Genomic DNA, 19,226 nt, shown 5'->3' with positions numbered 1-19,226 from the left:
AGTCAGCTTAGAATTTGTATGTAATGTAATTTTTTAGTATTTTGGAGATATGACCACAACAGGGAAAATAATATGTTGGTTCTAGAAGAAATATATAGAAGTAGAAAAAATGAATATTCCACGTCCTTTAATTTACGTATCCAGCGCAGTTTAAGCTGGTTTAAAAAAGCTCTAGTACTTCATGATGATCTTGATATGCAGTTTATTATGGAGTGGGTGGCATTTAATGCATTGTATGCGCGGGAGCAAGCTGCCAATCAGGAACAGCAAACCTTAAGACTGTTTCTCAGCTCGATGTACCATAAAGATGCTGATCAAAAAATATTTCGTATCCTTTGGGAAAAAAAACAGCCAACCATTCGATTACTCCTGAGTAACCCCTATCTGGATCAAAGTTTTTGGGATTGGCGTAATCAGAAAATCAGTGAGGAAACATGGCGCTCAGCCTTTGACACGGAACAACAACAGCTCCAGAAAATCCTGCAAAACCATGATTCAGTCAGTTTGTTAGTATCCTTGTTTAGCCGCTTAGCGACCTTGCATCAACAGTTAAGTCAAGGCGGAGCGACCTACAATAGCGCCATTAACCGGAAACAATTAGCGAATGCCTGTAGTGTTTTATCTGTATTGGTGCCGAGCTTTATCCAAATTTTATTGGAAAATGTCGAAAATATAGAGTTCAGTAAACCCTTTTATCCCGTAGCGCAAATGTCTTAAGGTCAATGATTTGATATAAGTCCCAAGGTAAGAATCTGTTTCAATTGCAGTTTTTATGAAAGAGATGTTGCGCGAGCATGATAATGCATATCGAGTAAAGCAAACAAAGCTGAACAGATCACCAGACTTAATCCTGTGATACAGGTCATGCTCCATCCACCATACTGCCATGAATAAACACCGAGCGCAGAACCACAGGCACCGCCAATAAAGTACAGGGTCATATAAAGTGAATTGACTCGTGATTTAGCATCGGGGCGTAAGCGAAAAATCACGTTCTGGTTACAGCTATGCGTAATCGCCAAGCCCAGATTAATCAGTCCGTAGCCCAGAATATAACTCAGTAAAGACACCGCACCAAAATAAAGAAATAGCCAGCTACTGATCAGGATAGAACAACCGATCCAGCTCAGGGTTTTTATATGGCCACGATCAGCCCATTTACCAATCAACTGAGTCGAAAGCGCGCCAAACACCCCCACGAGTGTGACCAGACCGACCATGACATCAGAAAGCTGAAAAGGTTTCTGGGTGAGCAGCAGGGCAATGGTAGAGAACAGCATACTCATGGCGGCAAAGGCGAACGCTCCTGTCAGCGAGCGCAACACCAGGCGTGGTTCCTGTTTTAATAATATCGCCATGGATTTAAAAATTGCCGCATAGCTTATTCTCAGACGTGGCAGACTCGGCAATTTACCTCTCAAATAGAAACTTAAGCCCAGCATGGCTATGCCACTGACCACATAGATCATTTTCCAGTGAAACAGGTCAGAAAGTAATCCTGCAATACTGGTCGAGAGCAGAATACCGACCAGCAAACCACTCATCAGGAAGCCGACCACTTCTCCAGTTTTTTCCGGTTTCACCGCCATGGTGGCCAAGGGAATCAAGATCTGTGCAGCGACAGAAAAAAGTCCCGCAATGATGGTTCCAATCCAGAGCATCGGCAGATTCACGGCACTGGCACAAATAAATAAGCCTACGGCTGCGCCTAGCATGAGAAAGGGAATGAGTTTGCTTTTATTCAGCATGTCGCCCAAAGGCACAATAAACAGCAAACCCAATGCATAGGAGATCTGGGCAAAGGTGACGGTGAGTGCCACTTGCGATTCAGGAACCTGATAATACTGCTGAATGGATGAAATCAAAGGCTGGCAGTAATAATTTGCCCCCGCACATAAACCACAAGCAATAGCCATTAGCCATAACAAAGATTTATCTTGGCTAATGTCGAGAGAAGTGTTCATAAAAGTCCCTTGCTTGATGTTTTACCGGCAATCAGCGGTTGCTTCATTTCAATGAGCAGACCGAGTATAGCAAGACACGGGACAGGAATGAGTCTATAAGCAGGCAAAGGTAAATCTTTCCCACATTATTATATTGTTTGAATTCAAAACTGTTATTTTGGGGCGGCTATGAATAACCCTCTAAAAAGTCTTGCAACTAACCTATCCACAGAAGTTGGATGAATAAGCTTAGTGAGCGAGTTTCTTTTTCGATAAGGTAATCATCATCACCCCCACAATATTCAAGGCACAGCCGAACCATTGAATCGCATTCATTTTTTCACCCAAGAAAAAGGTCGCCAAAATAATGGTCAGAATAGGGCCAATCGATGCAATCATGGCAGATTGCGAAGCACCTAAGCGCTCAATACTTTGCATCAATAATACGGTGGGTAAAACCGTGACCATAAAGCCCAGCCCAATCCCATACCAGATTATGGAACTGGGTAACTGAGCGAGTAAGCCAATCGGATTCGGGATTGCAATTAAATAATGGGTTAGTGTTCCGATACAGGCAATGCTTAGTGCAAGACCGGTGAAATTCCATGAACCGAATTTCTGAATCAGGCGCGGTGTCAATAACAGATAGCTTGCAAATGCCACAGCACTGGCAAAGACCAAACTCGCACCCAACCAGAAATTACTTTGATGCGGAACATTACTTTGTTCCTGTAACATCACGATGACTGTACCGCCATAACTGAGCAAAATCGCAAAAATACTTTTAAAGCTTAATCGTTGTTTATAGATCACACTTGAAGCCAGAACCGTCATCGTCGGATATAAAAATAAAATAATCCGTTCCAGTGAGGCACTGATATACATCAGTCCGGCGAAATCCAGCCAGCTTGCAAGGTAATAACCAATCAAGCCTGCAAAGATCAGTAAGCCCCAGTCTTGACTGGTAATTTTTTTACTCTGATGTCGACTCAACCAACAAATGAGAAGGAAAAAAGGCAATGCACTGGCCATTCTTAGCGCCATGAGAACGGTGCCATCGACCAGCGGGGAGAGCGCATAGCCTTGTTTAATAAAAATAGCTTTGGTGCTAAATAAAAAAGCGGCACAAACAGCGAACAATGAACCTAATTGTGTTCTTGTTAGACTCAGTTTCATTTTACCTACTTGGGGCGTACTTTGAGTATGAAAGAGAAATTATAGGAATTTGAATTATAAAGTTTTTAGTTGAGGAGGTGAAATGCAAAAATCTGATGCTTAAGATTCCAATTCGGAATGAATCCTTTTTATGAGTTTAATCTATTGCAAGAAAGGGACGCTAAAATAAAAATAAGTTTTAAGTGAATGAAGAATCTTTTCAAATATCGGATAAAGGAAGTGAATGAGCAGTAGAAAAAAAGATAAAATGCCAAAAATTAATGGTCTTAAGCAGTAAAAATAGCGAAATTGAGGGGAATGCCTGATATTTGCCCTAAATTGGTGCGAAAAATAGTCGATTAGGTAGAAGCACGATCAAATCATCATCAAGCGAAATGTTCAGCAAAAAAATTAACTATTTTTTTGACTTAATTAGACTTATGGCGAGTAAGACTGGGTGGATAAAAATAACAATTGAAATTGAGAACAATAGAGATCCAATACTATTTACTTTGCAACTTATTTTTAGAAATGAGCTTTTAAAAAACAGACTAATTTTCTGCTGAATCAGTCTGCTTATAATGTCACTTTAGTCAATCTCATTAAAAGTAGCGATTAAATAGGTTGTTTTAGCCCTAAATCGGGGCATCTTTAAGTTAGTGTTTTATTTATGCTAAAAGCTAGAATTGTCAGAATGATCAATTCCAATTTTTTTAAATCCTGCTAAAAAATCACCCTCAGCGCTTAAATACAAAAAATTAAAAAGTGTTGCAATGACATTTAAGCGGATAAAAACAATTTTAATTAAAGCGAAACCAATAAATGCTATATCGTATGATTATTTTTATGAATCACCAGTTCAAAATATGGGTATTTATTAAATAAATATTGGGTGGTAATTTACAAAAGTTCAATTAGAATCCAAAAATTCAACAAAAATGCATCTAGGGGGAAACATTGCTAAGCGCAATGTTTACTTAAGAAAAATTAGCTTGAGGAAGGCTCATGCAGATCGGAATCCCAACCGAAACTGTTGTCGGTGAAAATCGTGTGGCAGCAACGCCAGAAACAGTAAAGAAGTTGATCAGTGCTGGTCATACAGTGGTCATTGAACGTAGAGCAGGTGTGAAAGCTGCTTATATTGACAGTGCATATGAACAAGTCGGTGCCAAAATTACGGATGATGCCTATACCGGCAGTCAGATTATTTTGAAAGTTCGTGCGCCTAAAGGTGACGAAATTCAAAAACTTGCTCCAAACACCGCAGTTATTGCGATGTTCGATCCGTACCGCAATACTGAACTTGACCAATTTGCATCCGCGCAGGTGTCTGCATTTGCTTTAGAGCTTTTACCCCGTACGCTTTCTCGCGCACAAAACATGGATGTATTGTCTTCGCAAGCCAACTTGGCCGGTTATAAATCGGTGCTTTTGGCTGCAGCAGAATATCAACGCATGTTCCCAATGCTGATGACTGCTGCAGGTACGGTTAAACCTGCCCGTGTAGTGATTATGGGCGTTGGTGTTGCAGGCTTGCAAGCGATTGCAACTGCGAAGCGCTTGGGTGCTGTGGTTGAGGCAACGGATTTACGTCCAACAGCTCGCGATCAGGTTGAGTCTTTAGGCGGTAAATGGTTAGACGTGCCAATGTCTGACGAAGAAAAGCAGAAAGCTGCCGATGCTGCTAAAAACGGTTATGGATGGATGCCAGGTGAGCAATACATCAAAGACCAAGCCGCGATTGTTGATAAAGCGGTTTCCAATGCTGACATCGTGATTACCACTGCACTGTTACCGGGCCGTGATGCCCCACGTTTAATTCGTGCTGAAACGGTTGCCAAAATGAAACCAGGTTCAATCATCCTCGATATGGCGGTTGAATCAGGCGGTAACGTTGAAGGTTCTAAGTGCGGCGAAAATGTCGTGACCGATAATGGCGTGACCATTTTAGGTATTCCGAATATCCCGGCAACCGTTGCGACGGAAGCTTCGGCACTTTATGCACGTAATGTCTTTAATTTCCTGGAAACTCTTTTTGATCAAGACAAGAACTTTGTCATTAATCCAGAAGAAGAAATTCAAAAAGCGCTACTCGTCGCTCATGGCGGCCAAGTGCTGTTAAAGCGTGGTTAAGGAGATAGATCATGGTTGAAACGATTACAATTTTCGTCCTTGCCATCTTCGTAGGTTACTACGTGGTTTGGGGCGTAACACCCGCTTTACACACGCCACTTATGGCTGTCACCAATGCACTGTCTTCCATTATTGTTGTCGGTGCAATGATTCAAACTGTAGGCTTGCCGGTAATTGGGATAGAGGCCAACGTGGCTTTCCAAAGCGTGAACATTGTGAGCATTTTGGGTGCTATCGCTGTGTTCTTGGCAAGTATTAACATTTTCGGTGGTTTTGCCGTGACTGCACGTATGCTTGAAATGTTTAAGCCGAAGCAAAAGAAAAAAGAGGGTTCATAAATGGAATTTATTCGAGACTATGCGGATTGGTTCTACTTGGTAGGCGCCGTTCTTTTTATCTTAACGCTTCGTGGTTTGTCTGGTCCTAAGACCGCGATTCAAGGTAACCGTTACGGCATGATCGCGATGGCGATTGCTGTGATCACGACATTCTTTGTTGCTGAACATCCTGTGGTTTGGATGATTGTCGGTGCAATGGTACTCGGTGGTGTAGTTGGTATTGCACGTGCACGTACTGTTCCGATGACGCAGATGCCTGAAACTGTTGCACTGATGCACTCATTGGTCGGTTTGGCGGCTGTTTTAATTGCAATTGCTGCCATTCTGCATAACAACCAGTTAACTGCATTATTTACACAAAATGAAGCAGCTTTGACTGCTGCAGGTGTTCAACATGCACACATGAGCAAAGTTCATTTATTTGAATTGTTTGTGGGCTGTTTTGTGGGGGCGATTACCTTCACTGCCTCTGTATTTGCTTATGGTAAATTGGCTGCAAAAAAATGGGCAAAAACCATTTCGGGTGCATGGGTTAAACCGGTACAAGCGATCATTTTCCTTGCAATGTTAGCGTCTGGTTTTGTGTTCTTCTCAACAGGCAACATGCAGGCGTTCTGGGCAATGACAGCTCTAGCGCTGGTATTCGGTTGGGTATGGATTGCACCAGTCGGTGGTGGTGATATGCCAGTTGTGGTATCGCTATTGAACTCATTCTCGGGTTGGGCGGCAGCAGGTATTGGTTTCACGCTTGAAAACAACATGCTAATTGTTGCAGGTTCGCTGGTGGGTTCATCAGGTGCGATTCTGTCTTACATCATGTGTAAAGCGATGAACCGTTCGATCATCAATGTCTTGTTTGGTGGTGCAATGGGCGGTACAGCAGTTGCAGCAACAGATAATGGTGAAAAAGTTCAGCGTAACCACCGTTCAGGTTCAGCGGATGATGCCGGCTTCTTGATGTCAAATGCAGACAGCGTTGTGATTGTACCGGGTTATGGTATGGCGCAAGGTCGTGCACAAAATGCAGTAAAAGAACTGTGTGAAATCTTGAAAGAACAAGGCGTAAAAGTCCGTTTTGCGATTCACCCAGTGGCAGGTCGTATGCCGGGTCATATGAACGTACTGCTTGCAGAAGCGGATGTGGCATATGATGACATTCTGGAGATGGACGAAATCAACACAGATTTCCCTGCAACTGACGTGGTTTTAGTGATTGGTGCGAATGACGTAGTTAACCCTGCGGCAAAAGACGATCCAACTTCACCAATTTACGGTATGCCGATTTTGGAAGCGCATAAAGCGCGTACCATCATGGTGATCAAGCGTTCTATGGCAACAGGTTATGCAGGTCTGGACAATGACTTGTTCTATAACGAGAAGACCATGATGATCTTCGGTGATGCCAAGAAAGTAGTAGAAGATATGACCAAAGCGATTAATGGCGGCGGTCACTAAATACACTCTCGCTAAGTCCCTCTTTCATAAAGAGGGACTTAGCGAGATTAAAACCACCTTCGGGTGGTTTTTTATTTTTAGAAAGCATGATTTTTAAAAGTATAAAATAGGGAGGAGATAATGAGACACCGCATTAGAAATCGGTCAATTTCTCATCTTATTTGGTGCGGTATTACAGAAGCATAGATCTAAAATGCTTTATAAAATGGCTGTTAAATCTCTATTTTTATTTTTGTGTCAATTCTTCCGGTTGGATTGGAACCAGTCACTTTGCATCCAATGCCATGGATGATTGGCATTGGAATTTATTGTTCTTCCAAATGATGTTTGCTGCCACAGCGACTACTATTGTAAGTGGTGCGATGTCAGAACGCATTCATTTTGTCGCTTATGTTGTTAGTGCTGCCGTGGTGAGTGGCATGATTTATCCGGTCTTCGGTAGTTGGGAATGGGGTAGTATTTTTGAGGGTTCAGTCATTTGAAATGGCTGAATTTAAAAATAGAATGCCCAATATGAAAAAAGCGACCTTATGGTCGCTTTTTCTTGCTTTAAGCAGATTCTGGAGTAGCACGCCATAAGCTTTCAAGATCGTAAAATTTACGCGCTGTTGGAAGCATAACGTGGACAACCACAAAACCAAGATCGATTAAGATCCATTCCGCATCACGTTCACCTTCAACGCCGATCGGGCGGAAACCCGCTTTACGTGCTTCTTCAGCAACATTATCTGCGAGGGCTTTAATGTGACGGGTTGATGTACCGCTAGCAATGACCATATAGTCTGCTACATTGCTAATCGCGCTAACATCAAGTTCAAGAATATCTTTTGCTTTTACATCTGATAGGGCTTCATGTACAACTTTTAAGCAAGCTTGTACATCTTTAGCTTGAGAATTCATTGCTAGATCGAGAGAATTAGAAGCGCTGGGCGATGGTTCTAAATTCATAAAGGGTTTTATTTCCGGACAATAACTCATCGTGTAATATAGCGGTTTTAGTGCCAAATTTCAATTCTGTTCATAATTTAACTTTGCGGATTTTTTACAAAATATTTATCTTTCCATGCAAAAGAATGCTTGGAGTGCGCCTGTGGGCTATATTCTGCAGCTGTATAACCTGTATATACACTTTGATTAAGCCATTGAAATATTTCTGCAAAATTAATTTGTGCGGTATCGGGTTCATGGCGTCCCGGGCAGTCGGCAAATTGAATATGACCAATATCGTGAATATTTTCTTTTAAGGCTTCAAATACATCTTCACCCATCATCGCCATGTGATAACAGTCATATTGCATTTTCAGGACAGGGTTTTGTACAGCTTCAAGCATTTCTTGCGCTTGAGCAATGTTCTGAACCAGAAAGCGCGGCATATCTGTGCCATTAATCATTTCAAATACCGGCTGAATCTGATGTTCGCCCAGCATAGAGCAGGCAAGTTTCAAATTTTTTGCCAAAGTATTTAAGCAAGGCAGTAGATCTGCATCGACTGGTTGCTTGCCCGCTAAAATGTTCACACTCGGCACATTTAATGCTGTGGCATATTGAATGGCTTGTTCTAAACCGCGATGAAATTCAAGTTCCATCCCCGGGACACCGGCAAGACCATTGCCACCTTGCATTAAATCACCCGCAGGTACATTGATCAGGCAAAGGGTTAAGTCATGAAGGGTCAGCTGGGTTTGAATTTGTTCAATGCTGAGTTCATAGGGAAACTGAATTTCCACATGCTGAAAACCCTGTGCACGCGCTAGAGCAAAGCGCTCAATCAAAGGCACTTCTGTAAAAATCATCGATAAATTTACAGCCAGTTTAATCATGCCCTTACTCCTTGCTTGTTAGAAAATGAGATGCTTAAGATTCAACCTGTTGAATCACAGTGGCAAGATCAGCTTCAGCATAGCCTTTATTTTGGTGGGTTTTCAATTGTGATAGTGCTTGTTTTGCAACAGGAATATTTAAATTGAATTGTTCAGCAAGCTGAATTGCATTATTTAAGTCTTTGGACAAAGTTTGAACTTTCCATTGTACCGGTTCAAAAGTATGCGTCGCCATACGCGGAGTTAAAATCTGGAAAGGTTTCGAGTCGGCAAAACCACCCGCAAGCGCAGGGGCGAGTAAAGTGGTATCAACGCCTGCTTGAGCGGCCAATGCAACTGCTTCAGCAATTAAAGTGCTGTTGGCAGCCACAATCAGTTGATTGCAAATTTTGGTTGCTTGTCCGGTGCCAGTTTCACCCATGTGGGTGACACGTTGGGAAAGTACATTATAAATCAGCGATAAATCTTGAATGGTTTGCAGGTCACCACCGGCAAAAATCACCAAGGCTCCCTGTTCAGCACCCGCTGTTCCACCCGAAACCGGGGAATCAATCCACTGTACTTGGCGAGTATGGGCTTGTTGTGCCAAGGTCTTGGTTTTATCCACAGATAAACTTGAGAAATCCACAATCACTTGTCCGGCTTGTAACTGGTTCTGAATCTGGTCATAAACGGCTTGTACCGCAGTATCATCCGCCAGACAAGTCAAAATAACAGGATACTGTCCAATCTCTTCCACGTCTAAAGCAGTCGCACCCATATCAATCAGTTCATCATAGGCCGATTTAGTTCTATTCCACACTGCGACTTCAAAACCGGCTTGAATCAGTCGGGTGGCCATGCGGCTACCCATTAGTCCCATGCCTAAAAATGCAATTTTTGTATTACGATCAAAACTCATGTGTTTTTCTCTGCACAATCCTGTTATCTGGATATTTTACTTATATTGGCGCGGTAAAAACTGAACTTCCGGGTTCTTGTCTTTTTTACGCGCCAATTTACTATTTTTACCTAACAGTAATTTTAATTGCCAGATTTTCTCTAGGCGTAAAGATTTTGTCGGTGCATGTTCCATGGCATCAAGTAAGCGTTTGGCTGCCGTAAGTGCATCAGGAGAACGTTGCAACATTTCTTCTGCAAGGGCTTGAGCTTTGCTGATTGGGGATTCATCCAGATGCGTCACTAGACCAATTTCTTTGGCATAAGTGGCGTCGAAAATACGTCCAGTCAAGGTCAACTCTTTGGCAAGATCGACATTAATAATGCCTTTAATCGAGCGGGTCAGTCCCATGTCCGGAACCAGTCCCCAGCGGCTTTCCATAATTGACATTTTGGTATCCGGATGCGCAATCCGAATATCTGCAGCCAGTGCCAATTGCATCCCGGCACCCAAGCAATAACCTTCAATCGCAGCAATCACAGGAACAGGCAGTTCCTGCCAAATCAGGAAAGCTTTCTGGAATAGGCTTTGTCCCGGTTTAATCAGCTCCCAAGCTGCGTAGGCGGTATTTTTTGGTGCGTTTAAATCGGCAAGATCAATCCCTGCGCTAAACACATGCGCTTCACCGGTTAAAATGACACAGCGAATCGAGCGGTCTTTTTTTATTTGATTGGCTGCATTAACCAGTTCGCGTAACAAAGCAAAGCTCATGGCATTACGTTTTTCGGGACGGTTTAAAGAAACGGTTGCGATGCCATTATTTTTTTCTATGCGAAGTAACGCCATTGTTTAGACCTGTATTATTTTCCATTGTTTTGAGCATAACACGAGCATTTCTCTGAGACATGCCACGATACATGACAGTAGAGTCACATCTAAAGATGTATGCTACTATCAAAATTAGAATAAGACCAAGTTAAGTATTTTGCTTGTTCAAAATTTGCTGAGATGCTTGTTCAACTTGCTGAATCACGGACTGTAATTCATCAAAACGTTTCAGGGTTTCCTGAATAAAAGTGTCGTCGGCTTTACGACGTTCTTTACGTAAAGAGGAAACAAACTGCTCAAATCCACCGGTGGCTTCTTGCAGGGTCGGGGCACCAACATAGCGGGTTGCACCATATAAACGATGCAGTACATGTTCCAGTTGTGGGAAATCTTCCATTTCAATAAGCTGCTGCATTTCAGCGAGTTCTGTGGCGAAACTGTCGACCAGCATTTTAAGCAGATCGATCGCCAGATCTTCTTTATTGGCCGCCAGTTGTAAGCTTTGTTGCCAATCTAAAATATTTGGATCTAGCGCTTCAATCAGAATGGCTTTTTCTACACTTTTAGCCTTTTTAAAGCTTTCCGAAGTCCAGTGGGTCAGAATCTGAATAATCTGTTCCATCTGAATCGGTTTGGTGACGTAATCATCCATACCCACCTGTAACAGCTTCTGTTTCTCGTCCGCCAGTGCATGCGCGGTTAAGGCAATAATCGGCAGGCGTTTATGGTTTTCTAAAGTCGACTCTAGGGAACGAATGGCGCGAGTCGTATCTACTCCGGACATCACCGGCATCTGAATATCCATAAACACCACATCAAATGCAGGTAGATTTTTTTCAATCCGATCCTGAATGATTTCCAGTGCTTCTTGACCGCTTAACGCCTTGGTGGTCTTGACATTGAGTTCGGCCAAAAGGGCTTCTAAAACAATCAGATTCGGTAAATGGTCATCGACAGCGAGGACATGCAGACCTTGTCCATTAAATTCTTCATGCACATCTTGATCGAAAATAGGCTGATTGCTTAACAGCTGAATCAACGCGCTACGACTCAACGGTTGATACAGTGGACGAGCGCGATATTCGTTCAGCATGTTTGGATCGAGCGACATTTGATAACCGTATACCGCAATATTGCCATGATAACGGTTACGGATTTCTTTCAACAAGGCTTTGCCATCGCCACTATGATCCACAATCAGCCAGGTGTTTTCATCGTTATTCGAGAATTTATTCAGCTGACTGAATAAATCCAGAATCGAGCTGGTTTCGACATGATGTACATTATAATTTTCAAGATAATGGCGCAAAATATTGGCAGTCGCAGGATGGGCTAAGTATGACACCACTTGCATGTTATTGAAGTGTGGATGAACAATTTCAATTTCGTCATTTACAGCAAACATGGCGGTAAACCAGAAGGTGGAGCCTTTTTCCGTCGGTGCACGTTCCTGGTTATCTTCAAAGCCAATTTGACCTTGCATTAAATGCACCAGCTGTTTGGAAATCGCCAAGCCGAGTCCTGTACCGCCAAATTGACGGGTCACCGAAGCATCGCCTTGCGAGAAGGATTCAAACAGTTTTTTACGGTCTGTGCCACTGAGACCAATCCCACTGTCTTGCACGCTAAAGTGCAATAAACATTGTCCAATATCGTCGTGTTCCATACGGGCACGAACAATAATTTCACCATCCGGGGTGAATTTAATCGCGTTAGAAATCAGGTTGGTCAGAATCTGCTTGAAGCGCAGCGCATCACCAATGACTTGCGTTGGCACATTGTCGGCATAATAAAACGCCATATCGATATGCTTTTGTGCTGCCAAAGGCGAGAGCATATCCATGACATCGAAAATGGCTTCTTCCAGATCAAACGGTGCGGTTTCCAGTTCCAGTTTGCCGGCATCAATTTTCGAGAAATCCAGTACATCGTTAATCAGAGCCAAAAGATGGGCAGAAGATTTACGAATGGTTTGTAAATACAGGTTTTGCTCATTGCTTAAATTACCCTGACGCAGCAATAAATGAATAAAGCCATCAATACTATTCAGTGGAGTACGCAATTCATGACTGATATTGGCCAGGAATACCGATTTGGACTGGTTGGCTGAAATCGCCTGATCGCGGGCTTGGCGATAAGTAATGTTTTGAACTTCTAAGGTATCTAAGGTGCGACGTAAATCGTCTTCGGTTTGTTCGGTATGTTCTTTTAGTTCTAAAAAGCTAAAGTGCAGGCGTTTGACTACATTGGCAATGTCACGCTGTAGCAAACGTAATTCACCGGTACTGTTAATCAACATGTGCTGATCAAGGGTATCGGCATTGAGGCGTTGTAACTGCATGCGAATTTCGTACATCGGGGCAATCCAGCGCCGCGAATAGAAATTCAAGCATAATAAAAGTAGCAATAAAGTCAGTAAGCCGGTTGCAATCAGCACCACCATGACACGATAACGCGCAATTTCAAGCGGTTGGTTATCCAGCTCAATCACCAGTCTGGCCGGGTTATCCGTATGTTCATTAATTTTTAAGGCATAAATATTATTATCATGATGCAGAATAGGACCGACAAAAGCGGCGTTTGAGTCAATCTTTGGCCAAGGTTCCTGATCCTGATAACCAATACTTAAACGGTTTCTACCATTTTCATCAATAATGGCGGCACGAATTAAATATTTTTCATTCAGCATAACCTGCATGGCATTACGTGCCTGATCATACTGCCATGGATAACTACTTAATAAGTCGATTGCTGCTTCGGAGGTGAGCTGATAACGGGTCACAATGGCAATTGCCATTTGACGTTGTTGTGCACGCGATGCATTGGAGGTTTCGGATAAAACCAGCAATGCCCCGACACATGCCAAAATCATAATCGGCACAAAAATCAGTGCAATGAGTTGTCCATAAGCATGATTTAAGTGTAGACGTTTAAATAACTTTTTATTGATATTTGACATGGTTAAAGCAGTTTATTTTCTATGCTCGGAATATTAGCATGCTTTATTTAAAACTGACTGCGCTTTAATCACTTTCAATAAAAAGCCTGCTAAATGGGTGCAGGAAGGAGCATTTTTTCATACAATAGGCACACCTCGATATAGGTACAAATAATGAGTAATACCACCCCTGATTTTCAAGCAGACGAATTTTTGTTAGACCACTACGTAGGAAAAACTCCTCTGGTGCGTTTGCAACGTCTAGCAAGTCACACTCAAGCAACAGTATTGGCTAAACTTGAAGGAAATAATCCTGCAGGTTCGGTAAAAGACCGTCCAGCGTATAACATGATTATGCAGGCTGAAAAACGTGGTCAAATTAAACCCGGCGATACGTTAATTGAAGCGACAAGCGGAAATACAGGGATTGCCTTGGCCATGGTTGCAGCAATGCGTGGCTATAAAATGAAACTGATTATGCCAGCAGGTTCAAGTCAGGAACGTAAAGATGCGATGCGTGCTTATGGGGCTGAGCTGATCGAGTCGGAAAATATGGAACAAGCGCGTGATATGGCGCTGCAAATGGAAAAAGACGGCAGTGGTTTGGTATTAAACCAGTTTGGTAATCCGGATAATGTTGAAGCCCATTACCTCACCACGGGTCCGGAAATCTGGCAACAAACAGGCGGTAAAATTACCCATTTCGTCAGTTCCATGGGAACGACAGGCACGATTATGGGCATTTCAAAATATCTAAAAGAACAAAATCCTGATATTCAGATTGTTGGCTTGCAACCTTCTGAAGGTTCAAATATTGCAGGTATCCGTCGTTGGCCACAAGAATATCTGCCTACTATTTTTGACCCTAAACGCGTTGACCGGATTATGGATATTCCGCAAATTGAAGCGGAAAAAACTGCACGTCAACTGGCGCGCAAAGAAGGCATTAGTGCCGGTACGTCTTCCGGTGGTGCAGTTTGGGCATCAATCAAACTGGCTGAAGAAAATCCGGGTGCAGTGATTGTATGTATCATCTGTGACCGTGGTGACCGTTATCTTTCTACAGGTTTGTTTTCTGTACAAGACCCAGAATAAATCTGCAATTTTTGTGAGTTAAAATGCGCTTACCTGTTTTAGTTTTCGATATAGAAACCCTGACCGATTTAAAATCGGGAGCGCATTTGTATGGTCTGGATTTGCCAGAAGCAGATCTGGAACAGGCGTTGATTAAATTGCGCCGTCAAGAGTCGGGTATGGACTTTCAACGCATGGCCTTGCATGAAATTGTCTGTATTTCTGGCTTATGGCTCGATGAGCAAGGCGGCATGAAAATGTTCTCGTTTAGTCGGGAGCAGAATACTGAAGCGGAAATTTTAAAGAAATTTCTCTCGATTTTTGACAAGCGTAATCCGACTTTAGTTAGCTGGAATGGCTCGCAATTTGATTTGCCAGTGATTCTATTTCGCGCCATGTATCATGGTTTATCTGCACCAAGTTTATTCGATCAGGGCGAAATTGATCAACAAAAGCGCTATAATAATTACCAGAACCGTTACCATCAGCGTCATGTCGATTTGATGGATGTGATTGCAATTTTTAATGGTCGTCAATTTCAAAAGTTAGATGATGTTGCACATTTACTCGGTTATCCGGGTAAGCGTGGTGATGGCGCCTACCATGTCCCTGAATATGTACGTCAGCAAGAATGGCAAAAACTTACCAGTTATTGTGAAGGTGATGTGCTCAATACTTGGTTGATTTACCTGCGTTGGTCATTGTTAAAAGGTCAGCTTTTACTCAATGATTATCGTGATGCAGTTCAGCGCACCATCCAGTTTTTATCGACTCAACCTCAACATGCAGATTTTTTAGCAGTATGGCGTGAAACCTCACAACGTACTGAATTTACCGCTACAGACTTTTTATCTCCCACACTCTAGGTATTCATGAAACATAGAACTAAGCCACGTCCAGCTCAACAGCCGATTTACACTTTTCAGGTTGAGTCACTTTCACACGAAGGACGGGGGATAGCGCACTATGGAACACATCCTGATCATCCAAGTGAGAAGCAGGGTAAAAAAGTATTTATTAGTTATGCCTTGCCTGGTGAGACCGTAAAAGCGCAAATTACCAATGTAGTCAAACGTTTAGAAGAAGCGGACAGTATTGAGCTGTTAAGCGCACCTGCTGCAACCCGCGTTGAACCGAAATGTCCACATTTTACCGTGTGTGGCGGTTGTAATATGCAGCACATTCAGCAAGATGAACAAATTCGCTTAAAACAAGAGGTTCTAAAATCGCATTTAGAACATTTTGCCGGAATCCAGCCGGAACAATGGTTAGAACCATTACGTTCGCAACGTGAAGACTACCGTCGTAAAGCCCGTATTGGAGTACGCTATATTCCAGGTAAAGACAAATTGGTGGTGGGTTTCCGTGAACGTCAAAGTAATAAATTGATTTCCATTGATCGCTGTATGGTGCTGGATCGTGAATTTGGATCGATCACAGCGCTAAAACAGTTACTCGAAAGTCTAAAAGCCAAAGCCGCCATTGGTCATATAGAATTGGCCATGGGTGATGAAGATGTTGCACTGGTGGTTCGTCATACTGAAAAATTATCAGCAGATGATGTCAACCAATTAAAACAGTTTACGTTAAACAAGCAATGGCAATTGTATTTACAGCCAGCCGGTGCAGACAGTTTGCACCGTGTGGATGATCCAACTGCTGCAATGCGTTTGTATTATGCTGTGGATGAATTTGACGTGAAATTTGGCTTTAATCCGCTCGATTTTACTCAAGTGAATTCAACGATTAATCCGCAAATGCTGAAGCTGGCATGTGATTTGCTTCAGTTGCAGCAAGGTGAACGCGTTCTGGACTTGTTTTGTGGTCTAGGAAACTTTTCTTTACCTCTTGCTCGCTGTGTCGGTGAAACAGGGCAAGTGGTGGCTGTTGAAGGAAGTGAAGAAATGGTTCAGCGTGGTGCAGAAAATGCTAAAAAGAATGCGATGACTCACGTACATTTTTATTCACAAGACTTAACAAAAGATTTTTCGCATCATTCTTGGGCAAAACAGGGATTTGATGCATTATTGATTGATCCTCCACGCTCAGGAGCGGAGGAAATAATGTATTATGTGCCCAAATTTGGTGCAAAAAGAATCGTTTATGTATCATGTAATCCTGCCACATTGGCGCGAGATGCGGGTGTGCTGGCGAAACATGGTTATCGATTAAAAAAAGCTGGGGTGATGGATATGTTTACCCATACGGGACATGTTGAATCTATTGCCTTATTCGAAAAATACAACGAAATAAACGATTTATAAGATGAAGTGTAAAAAAGTAGGAGTAGGGTATGGTCACAGTACGTGAGCAACTTCCTGGACGTCTCAATGAGTTGTCGGAGGAAGCGACTGTAGAACATGCCGAACAAGCTCGACATGATTTGGCTGAATGGCTAAATCGGGTTCGTGGCATATTAGATGATACGGCGCTAAAACAACTCGAAGATGTAGCGCATTTAACTTTGCAAAAAGAACTGCAAAGTACGGTTAACCATCGTTCCAATACCTTCTATACCGGTATTGAAATGGCGGATATTTTGGCGCATTTACATGTGGATGAAGATACTTTGTCCGCAGCGATGCTGTATCGAAGTGTGCGTGAAGGCGTCATGACGCTTGAAGAAGTTCGTGAACATTTTGGTGAGCAAGTGCATAGTCTGGTCCAAGGGACCTTGGCGATGGGTAAACTTTCCGAACTGATTGAAAAGAACAAACGTCTGGAAGATCATTTTAATAATAATCAAAGAGAGCATTTAAGCGGCATTTATAAAATGCTGATTTCTGTGACCGAAGATGTTCGAGTGGTCTTGATTAAGCTCGCAGAGCGTACCTATGCCTTGCGAGAATTGACTCAAGCCTCACGTGAGCGTCAAGAGCGTGTTGCTCGAGAAATTCTGACCATTTACTCACCTTTGGCGCACCGTTTAGGGATTGCACAGTTAAAGTGGGAACTGGAAGATTTAGCTTTCCGTTATTTAGCCCCAGAACGCTATAAAGAAATTGCAACTTTACTGAATGAAAAACGTTTGGAACGTGAGCAATATATTCAGTTTGTGATTGATAAACTGAAGAATGAACTGGCGAGCTACGGTATCGAAGCCGAGATTAGCGGACGGGTGAAGCACATTTATTCGATTTATCGAAAAATGAAAAGCAAGAACCTCAGTTTCGATCAGCTTTATGACATTCGAGCGGTTCGGGTATTGGTAAAAAGCATACCTGAGTGTTATCACTCATTGGGAATCGTGCATCAAATTTGGCGTCATATTCCGCATCAATTTGATGATTACATTACCAACCCTAAAGCCAATGGTTATCGCTCCTTGCATACTGCGGTCATTGCAGAGAACAAGTCACTTGAAGTGCAAATCCGGACCAAGGATATGCATAACGAGGCAGAGCTTGGGGTATGTTCGCACTTCAATTATAAAGAAGGCGCAAAAAATACCGATCACTCCTTTAATCATCGTTTACATTCATTGCGTGCGGTACTTGAGCATTATCAAGAACGTAATGATGCCAACGCGCATAAATCAGATGATGATTCCGAGAATTTTGAACACGTTCAAGATTTCGAAGGATTTGAAAAAATCTATGTGTTTAGCCGTGATGGAGACATTAAAGAATTACCCCGTGGTTCAACCGTTTTAGACTTTGCCTATCATGTACATACTGAAGTAGGGAATAAGTGTTATGCAGCGCGGGTCAACCAGCGCTATGTGCCTTTAACCTATACTTTAAAAACCGGCGAACAGGTTGAAATTCTGACTAAAAAAGATCGAGAACCAAATCGTGACTGGTTAGTGAACTCGCTGGGTTATATCAAAACCTCTCGTGCACGCGATAAATTGCGTCACTGGTTTAGACAGCAAGACCGCAGTAAAAATCTGGAAGTTGGCCGTGAAATTCTGAATAAAGAACTTTTACGTTTGGCGATTCATCCAAAAAGCATTGATTTAAATGATTATTGCAATCACTTCAATGTCAAATTGGGTGAAGATATTCTGATTGGTTTGGTAAATGGCGATATCAGCCTGCATTCCTTGATCAATCAGGTCAATCGTCATATGCATATCGGTCAAGATGAACCTGAATTGGTACTCAAGCCGACCTTAAATCCACGTGCAAGTCATACCTTGTCTGCGCATGGCATTTTAATTGATGGTTTGGACAATGTGGAATTGCATATTGCGCAATGTTGTCAACCGGTTCATGGTGAGCCAATTGGTGGATATATCACACTGAATCGTGGAGTCAGTATTCATAAGGTTGCCTGTCCGGATTATGTGCGCATGATTTCTCACGAACCTGAGCGTGCTGTTGAAGCCGATTGGGAAATGCAACCGACCCGTGGTCAAAGTGTACAGATTGTGGTGGAAGCCTACGACCGCCGTGGTCTGCTTAAAGATTTAACTCAGGTGATTTTTTCCGATCAAATCAATATTCGTCAGGTAAATACCATTTCAGAAACGGACGGTATTGCCAATATGAAACTGTTAATTGAAGTGAAAGGCTTGGCACAGTTATCACGTTTGCTGGCACGTTTAGAGCAACAACCGGGGATTATTAGCGCACGCCGTTTGGTGCAAGGGAATTAATCCAAAGCTTTAAATAAGCCCTAATTTTCGATACCATTTTTGCTGCACCATAAAAAAGCCCA

General features: G+C 42.6%; 15 protein-coding genes and 1 pseudogene. 9 read left to right on the top strand and 7 right to left on the bottom strand.

All coding sequences use genetic code 11. From position 1 onward, the window contains the following. Window positions 1-72 precede the first annotated feature (72 nt). Window positions 73-717: a hypothetical protein gene (locus tag HLH18_RS04545; RefSeq protein WP_171545926.1), complete on the top strand. Its 645-nt coding sequence runs from the start codon at window positions 73-75 to the stop codon at window positions 715-717. A 53-nt stretch (window positions 718-770) separates the two neighbouring features. On the opposite strand, the gene HLH18_RS04540 is transcribed toward HLH18_RS04545, so the two are convergent. Then, window positions 771-1,964, bottom strand: a complete 1,194-nt coding sequence (locus HLH18_RS04540) for an MFS transporter (protein WP_171545925.1) — start codon at window positions 1,962-1,964, stop codon at window positions 771-773. 228 nt (window positions 1,965-2,192) lie between these two features. Next, a complete protein-coding gene (locus HLH18_RS04535; protein WP_171545924.1) occupies window positions 2,193-3,119 on the bottom strand; it encodes a DMT family transporter in 927 nt (308 codons plus the stop codon). A 984-nt stretch (window positions 3,120-4,103) separates the two neighbouring features. Between HLH18_RS04535 and HLH18_RS04530 the strand changes: the two genes are divergently transcribed. The 4 genes and pseudogenes from HLH18_RS04530 to HLH18_RS04515 all read left to right on the top strand — a co-directional run. Next, window positions 4,104-5,231, top strand: coding sequence for a Re/Si-specific NAD(P)(+) transhydrogenase subunit alpha (locus tag HLH18_RS04530; protein ID WP_171545923.1), 1,128 nt, complete (start codon window positions 4,104-4,106; stop codon window positions 5,229-5,231). Between the two features lie 11 nt (window positions 5,232-5,242). Next, window positions 5,243-5,569, top strand: a complete 327-nt coding sequence (locus tag HLH18_RS04525; RefSeq protein WP_171545922.1) for a proton-translocating transhydrogenase family protein — start codon at window positions 5,243-5,245, stop codon at window positions 5,567-5,569. Continuing rightward, window positions 5,570-7,024, top strand: coding sequence for an NAD(P)(+) transhydrogenase (Re/Si-specific) subunit beta (locus HLH18_RS04520; protein ID WP_171545921.1), 1,455 nt, complete (start codon window positions 5,570-5,572; stop codon window positions 7,022-7,024). A 239-nt stretch (window positions 7,025-7,263) separates the two neighbouring features. Continuing rightward, window positions 7,264-7,494, top strand: a pseudogene (locus HLH18_RS04515) (ammonium transporter); the annotation flags it as partial. Window positions 7,495-7,573: 79 nt separating this feature from the next. Here HLH18_RS04515 and rsfS read toward each other — a convergent pair. From rsfS to HLH18_RS04490, 5 genes are all read right to left on the bottom strand, one after another. Next, on the bottom strand, window positions 7,574-7,972 hold the full coding sequence (rsfS, locus tag HLH18_RS04510) for a ribosome silencing factor (RefSeq protein ID WP_131288669.1): 399 nt from the start codon (window positions 7,970-7,972) through the stop codon (window positions 7,574-7,576). Window positions 7,973-8,049: 77 nt separating this feature from the next. Further along, window positions 8,050-8,844 (bottom strand): hydroxypyruvate isomerase family protein, encoded by a 795-nt coding sequence (locus HLH18_RS04505; protein WP_171545920.1) that lies wholly within the window; start codon window positions 8,842-8,844, stop codon window positions 8,050-8,052. Between the two features lie 34 nt (window positions 8,845-8,878). After that, window positions 8,879-9,745: an NAD(P)-dependent oxidoreductase gene (locus tag HLH18_RS04500; RefSeq protein WP_171545919.1), complete on the bottom strand. Its 867-nt coding sequence runs from the start codon at window positions 9,743-9,745 to the stop codon at window positions 8,879-8,881. A gap of 36 nt (window positions 9,746-9,781) precedes the next feature. Beyond that, window positions 9,782-10,570 (bottom strand): crotonase/enoyl-CoA hydratase family protein, encoded by a 789-nt coding sequence (locus tag HLH18_RS04495; protein WP_171545918.1) that lies wholly within the window; start codon window positions 10,568-10,570, stop codon window positions 9,782-9,784. A gap of 130 nt (window positions 10,571-10,700) precedes the next feature. Continuing rightward, entirely contained in the window at window positions 10,701-13,511 is a 2,811-nt protein-coding gene (locus HLH18_RS04490) for a GacS-like sensor histidine kinase (protein WP_171545917.1), read from the bottom strand. 153 nt (window positions 13,512-13,664) lie between these two features. Between HLH18_RS04490 and cysM the strand changes: the two genes are divergently transcribed. Genes cysM through HLH18_RS04470 form a run of 4 tightly spaced genes read left to right on the top strand, consistent with a single transcriptional unit; the run spans window position 13,665 to window position 19,164 of the window. Beyond that, complete coding sequence (gene cysM / locus HLH18_RS04485; protein WP_171545916.1) at window positions 13,665-14,585, top strand: cysteine synthase CysM; 921 nt, start codon at window positions 13,665-13,667, stop codon at window positions 14,583-14,585. A gap of 23 nt (window positions 14,586-14,608) precedes the next feature. Further along, the gene (locus HLH18_RS04480; protein WP_171545915.1) at window positions 14,609-15,430 is read left to right on the top strand and encodes a 3'-5' exonuclease; all 822 of its coding nucleotides are present in this window, start codon (window positions 14,609-14,611) and stop codon (window positions 15,428-15,430) included. A 6-nt stretch (window positions 15,431-15,436) separates the two neighbouring features. Continuing rightward, window positions 15,437-16,828, top strand: coding sequence for a 23S rRNA (uracil(1939)-C(5))-methyltransferase RlmD (rlmD, locus tag HLH18_RS04475; protein ID WP_171545914.1), 1,392 nt, complete (start codon window positions 15,437-15,439; stop codon window positions 16,826-16,828). A 29-nt stretch (window positions 16,829-16,857) separates the two neighbouring features. Next, on the top strand, window positions 16,858-19,164 hold the full coding sequence (locus tag HLH18_RS04470) for a RelA/SpoT family protein (protein WP_171545913.1): 2,307 nt from the start codon (window positions 16,858-16,860) through the stop codon (window positions 19,162-19,164). The last annotated feature ends 62 nt before the right edge of the window (window positions 19,165-19,226 follow it).

This window comes from Acinetobacter sp. ANC 5414, assembly GCF_013004295.1.
In the GTDB taxonomy this organism is placed as follows: domain Bacteria; phylum Pseudomonadota; class Gammaproteobacteria; order Pseudomonadales; family Moraxellaceae; genus Acinetobacter.
The sequence above is the reverse complement of the archived record's forward strand: the minus strand, read 5'-3'. Positions and strand labels throughout refer to the sequence as shown.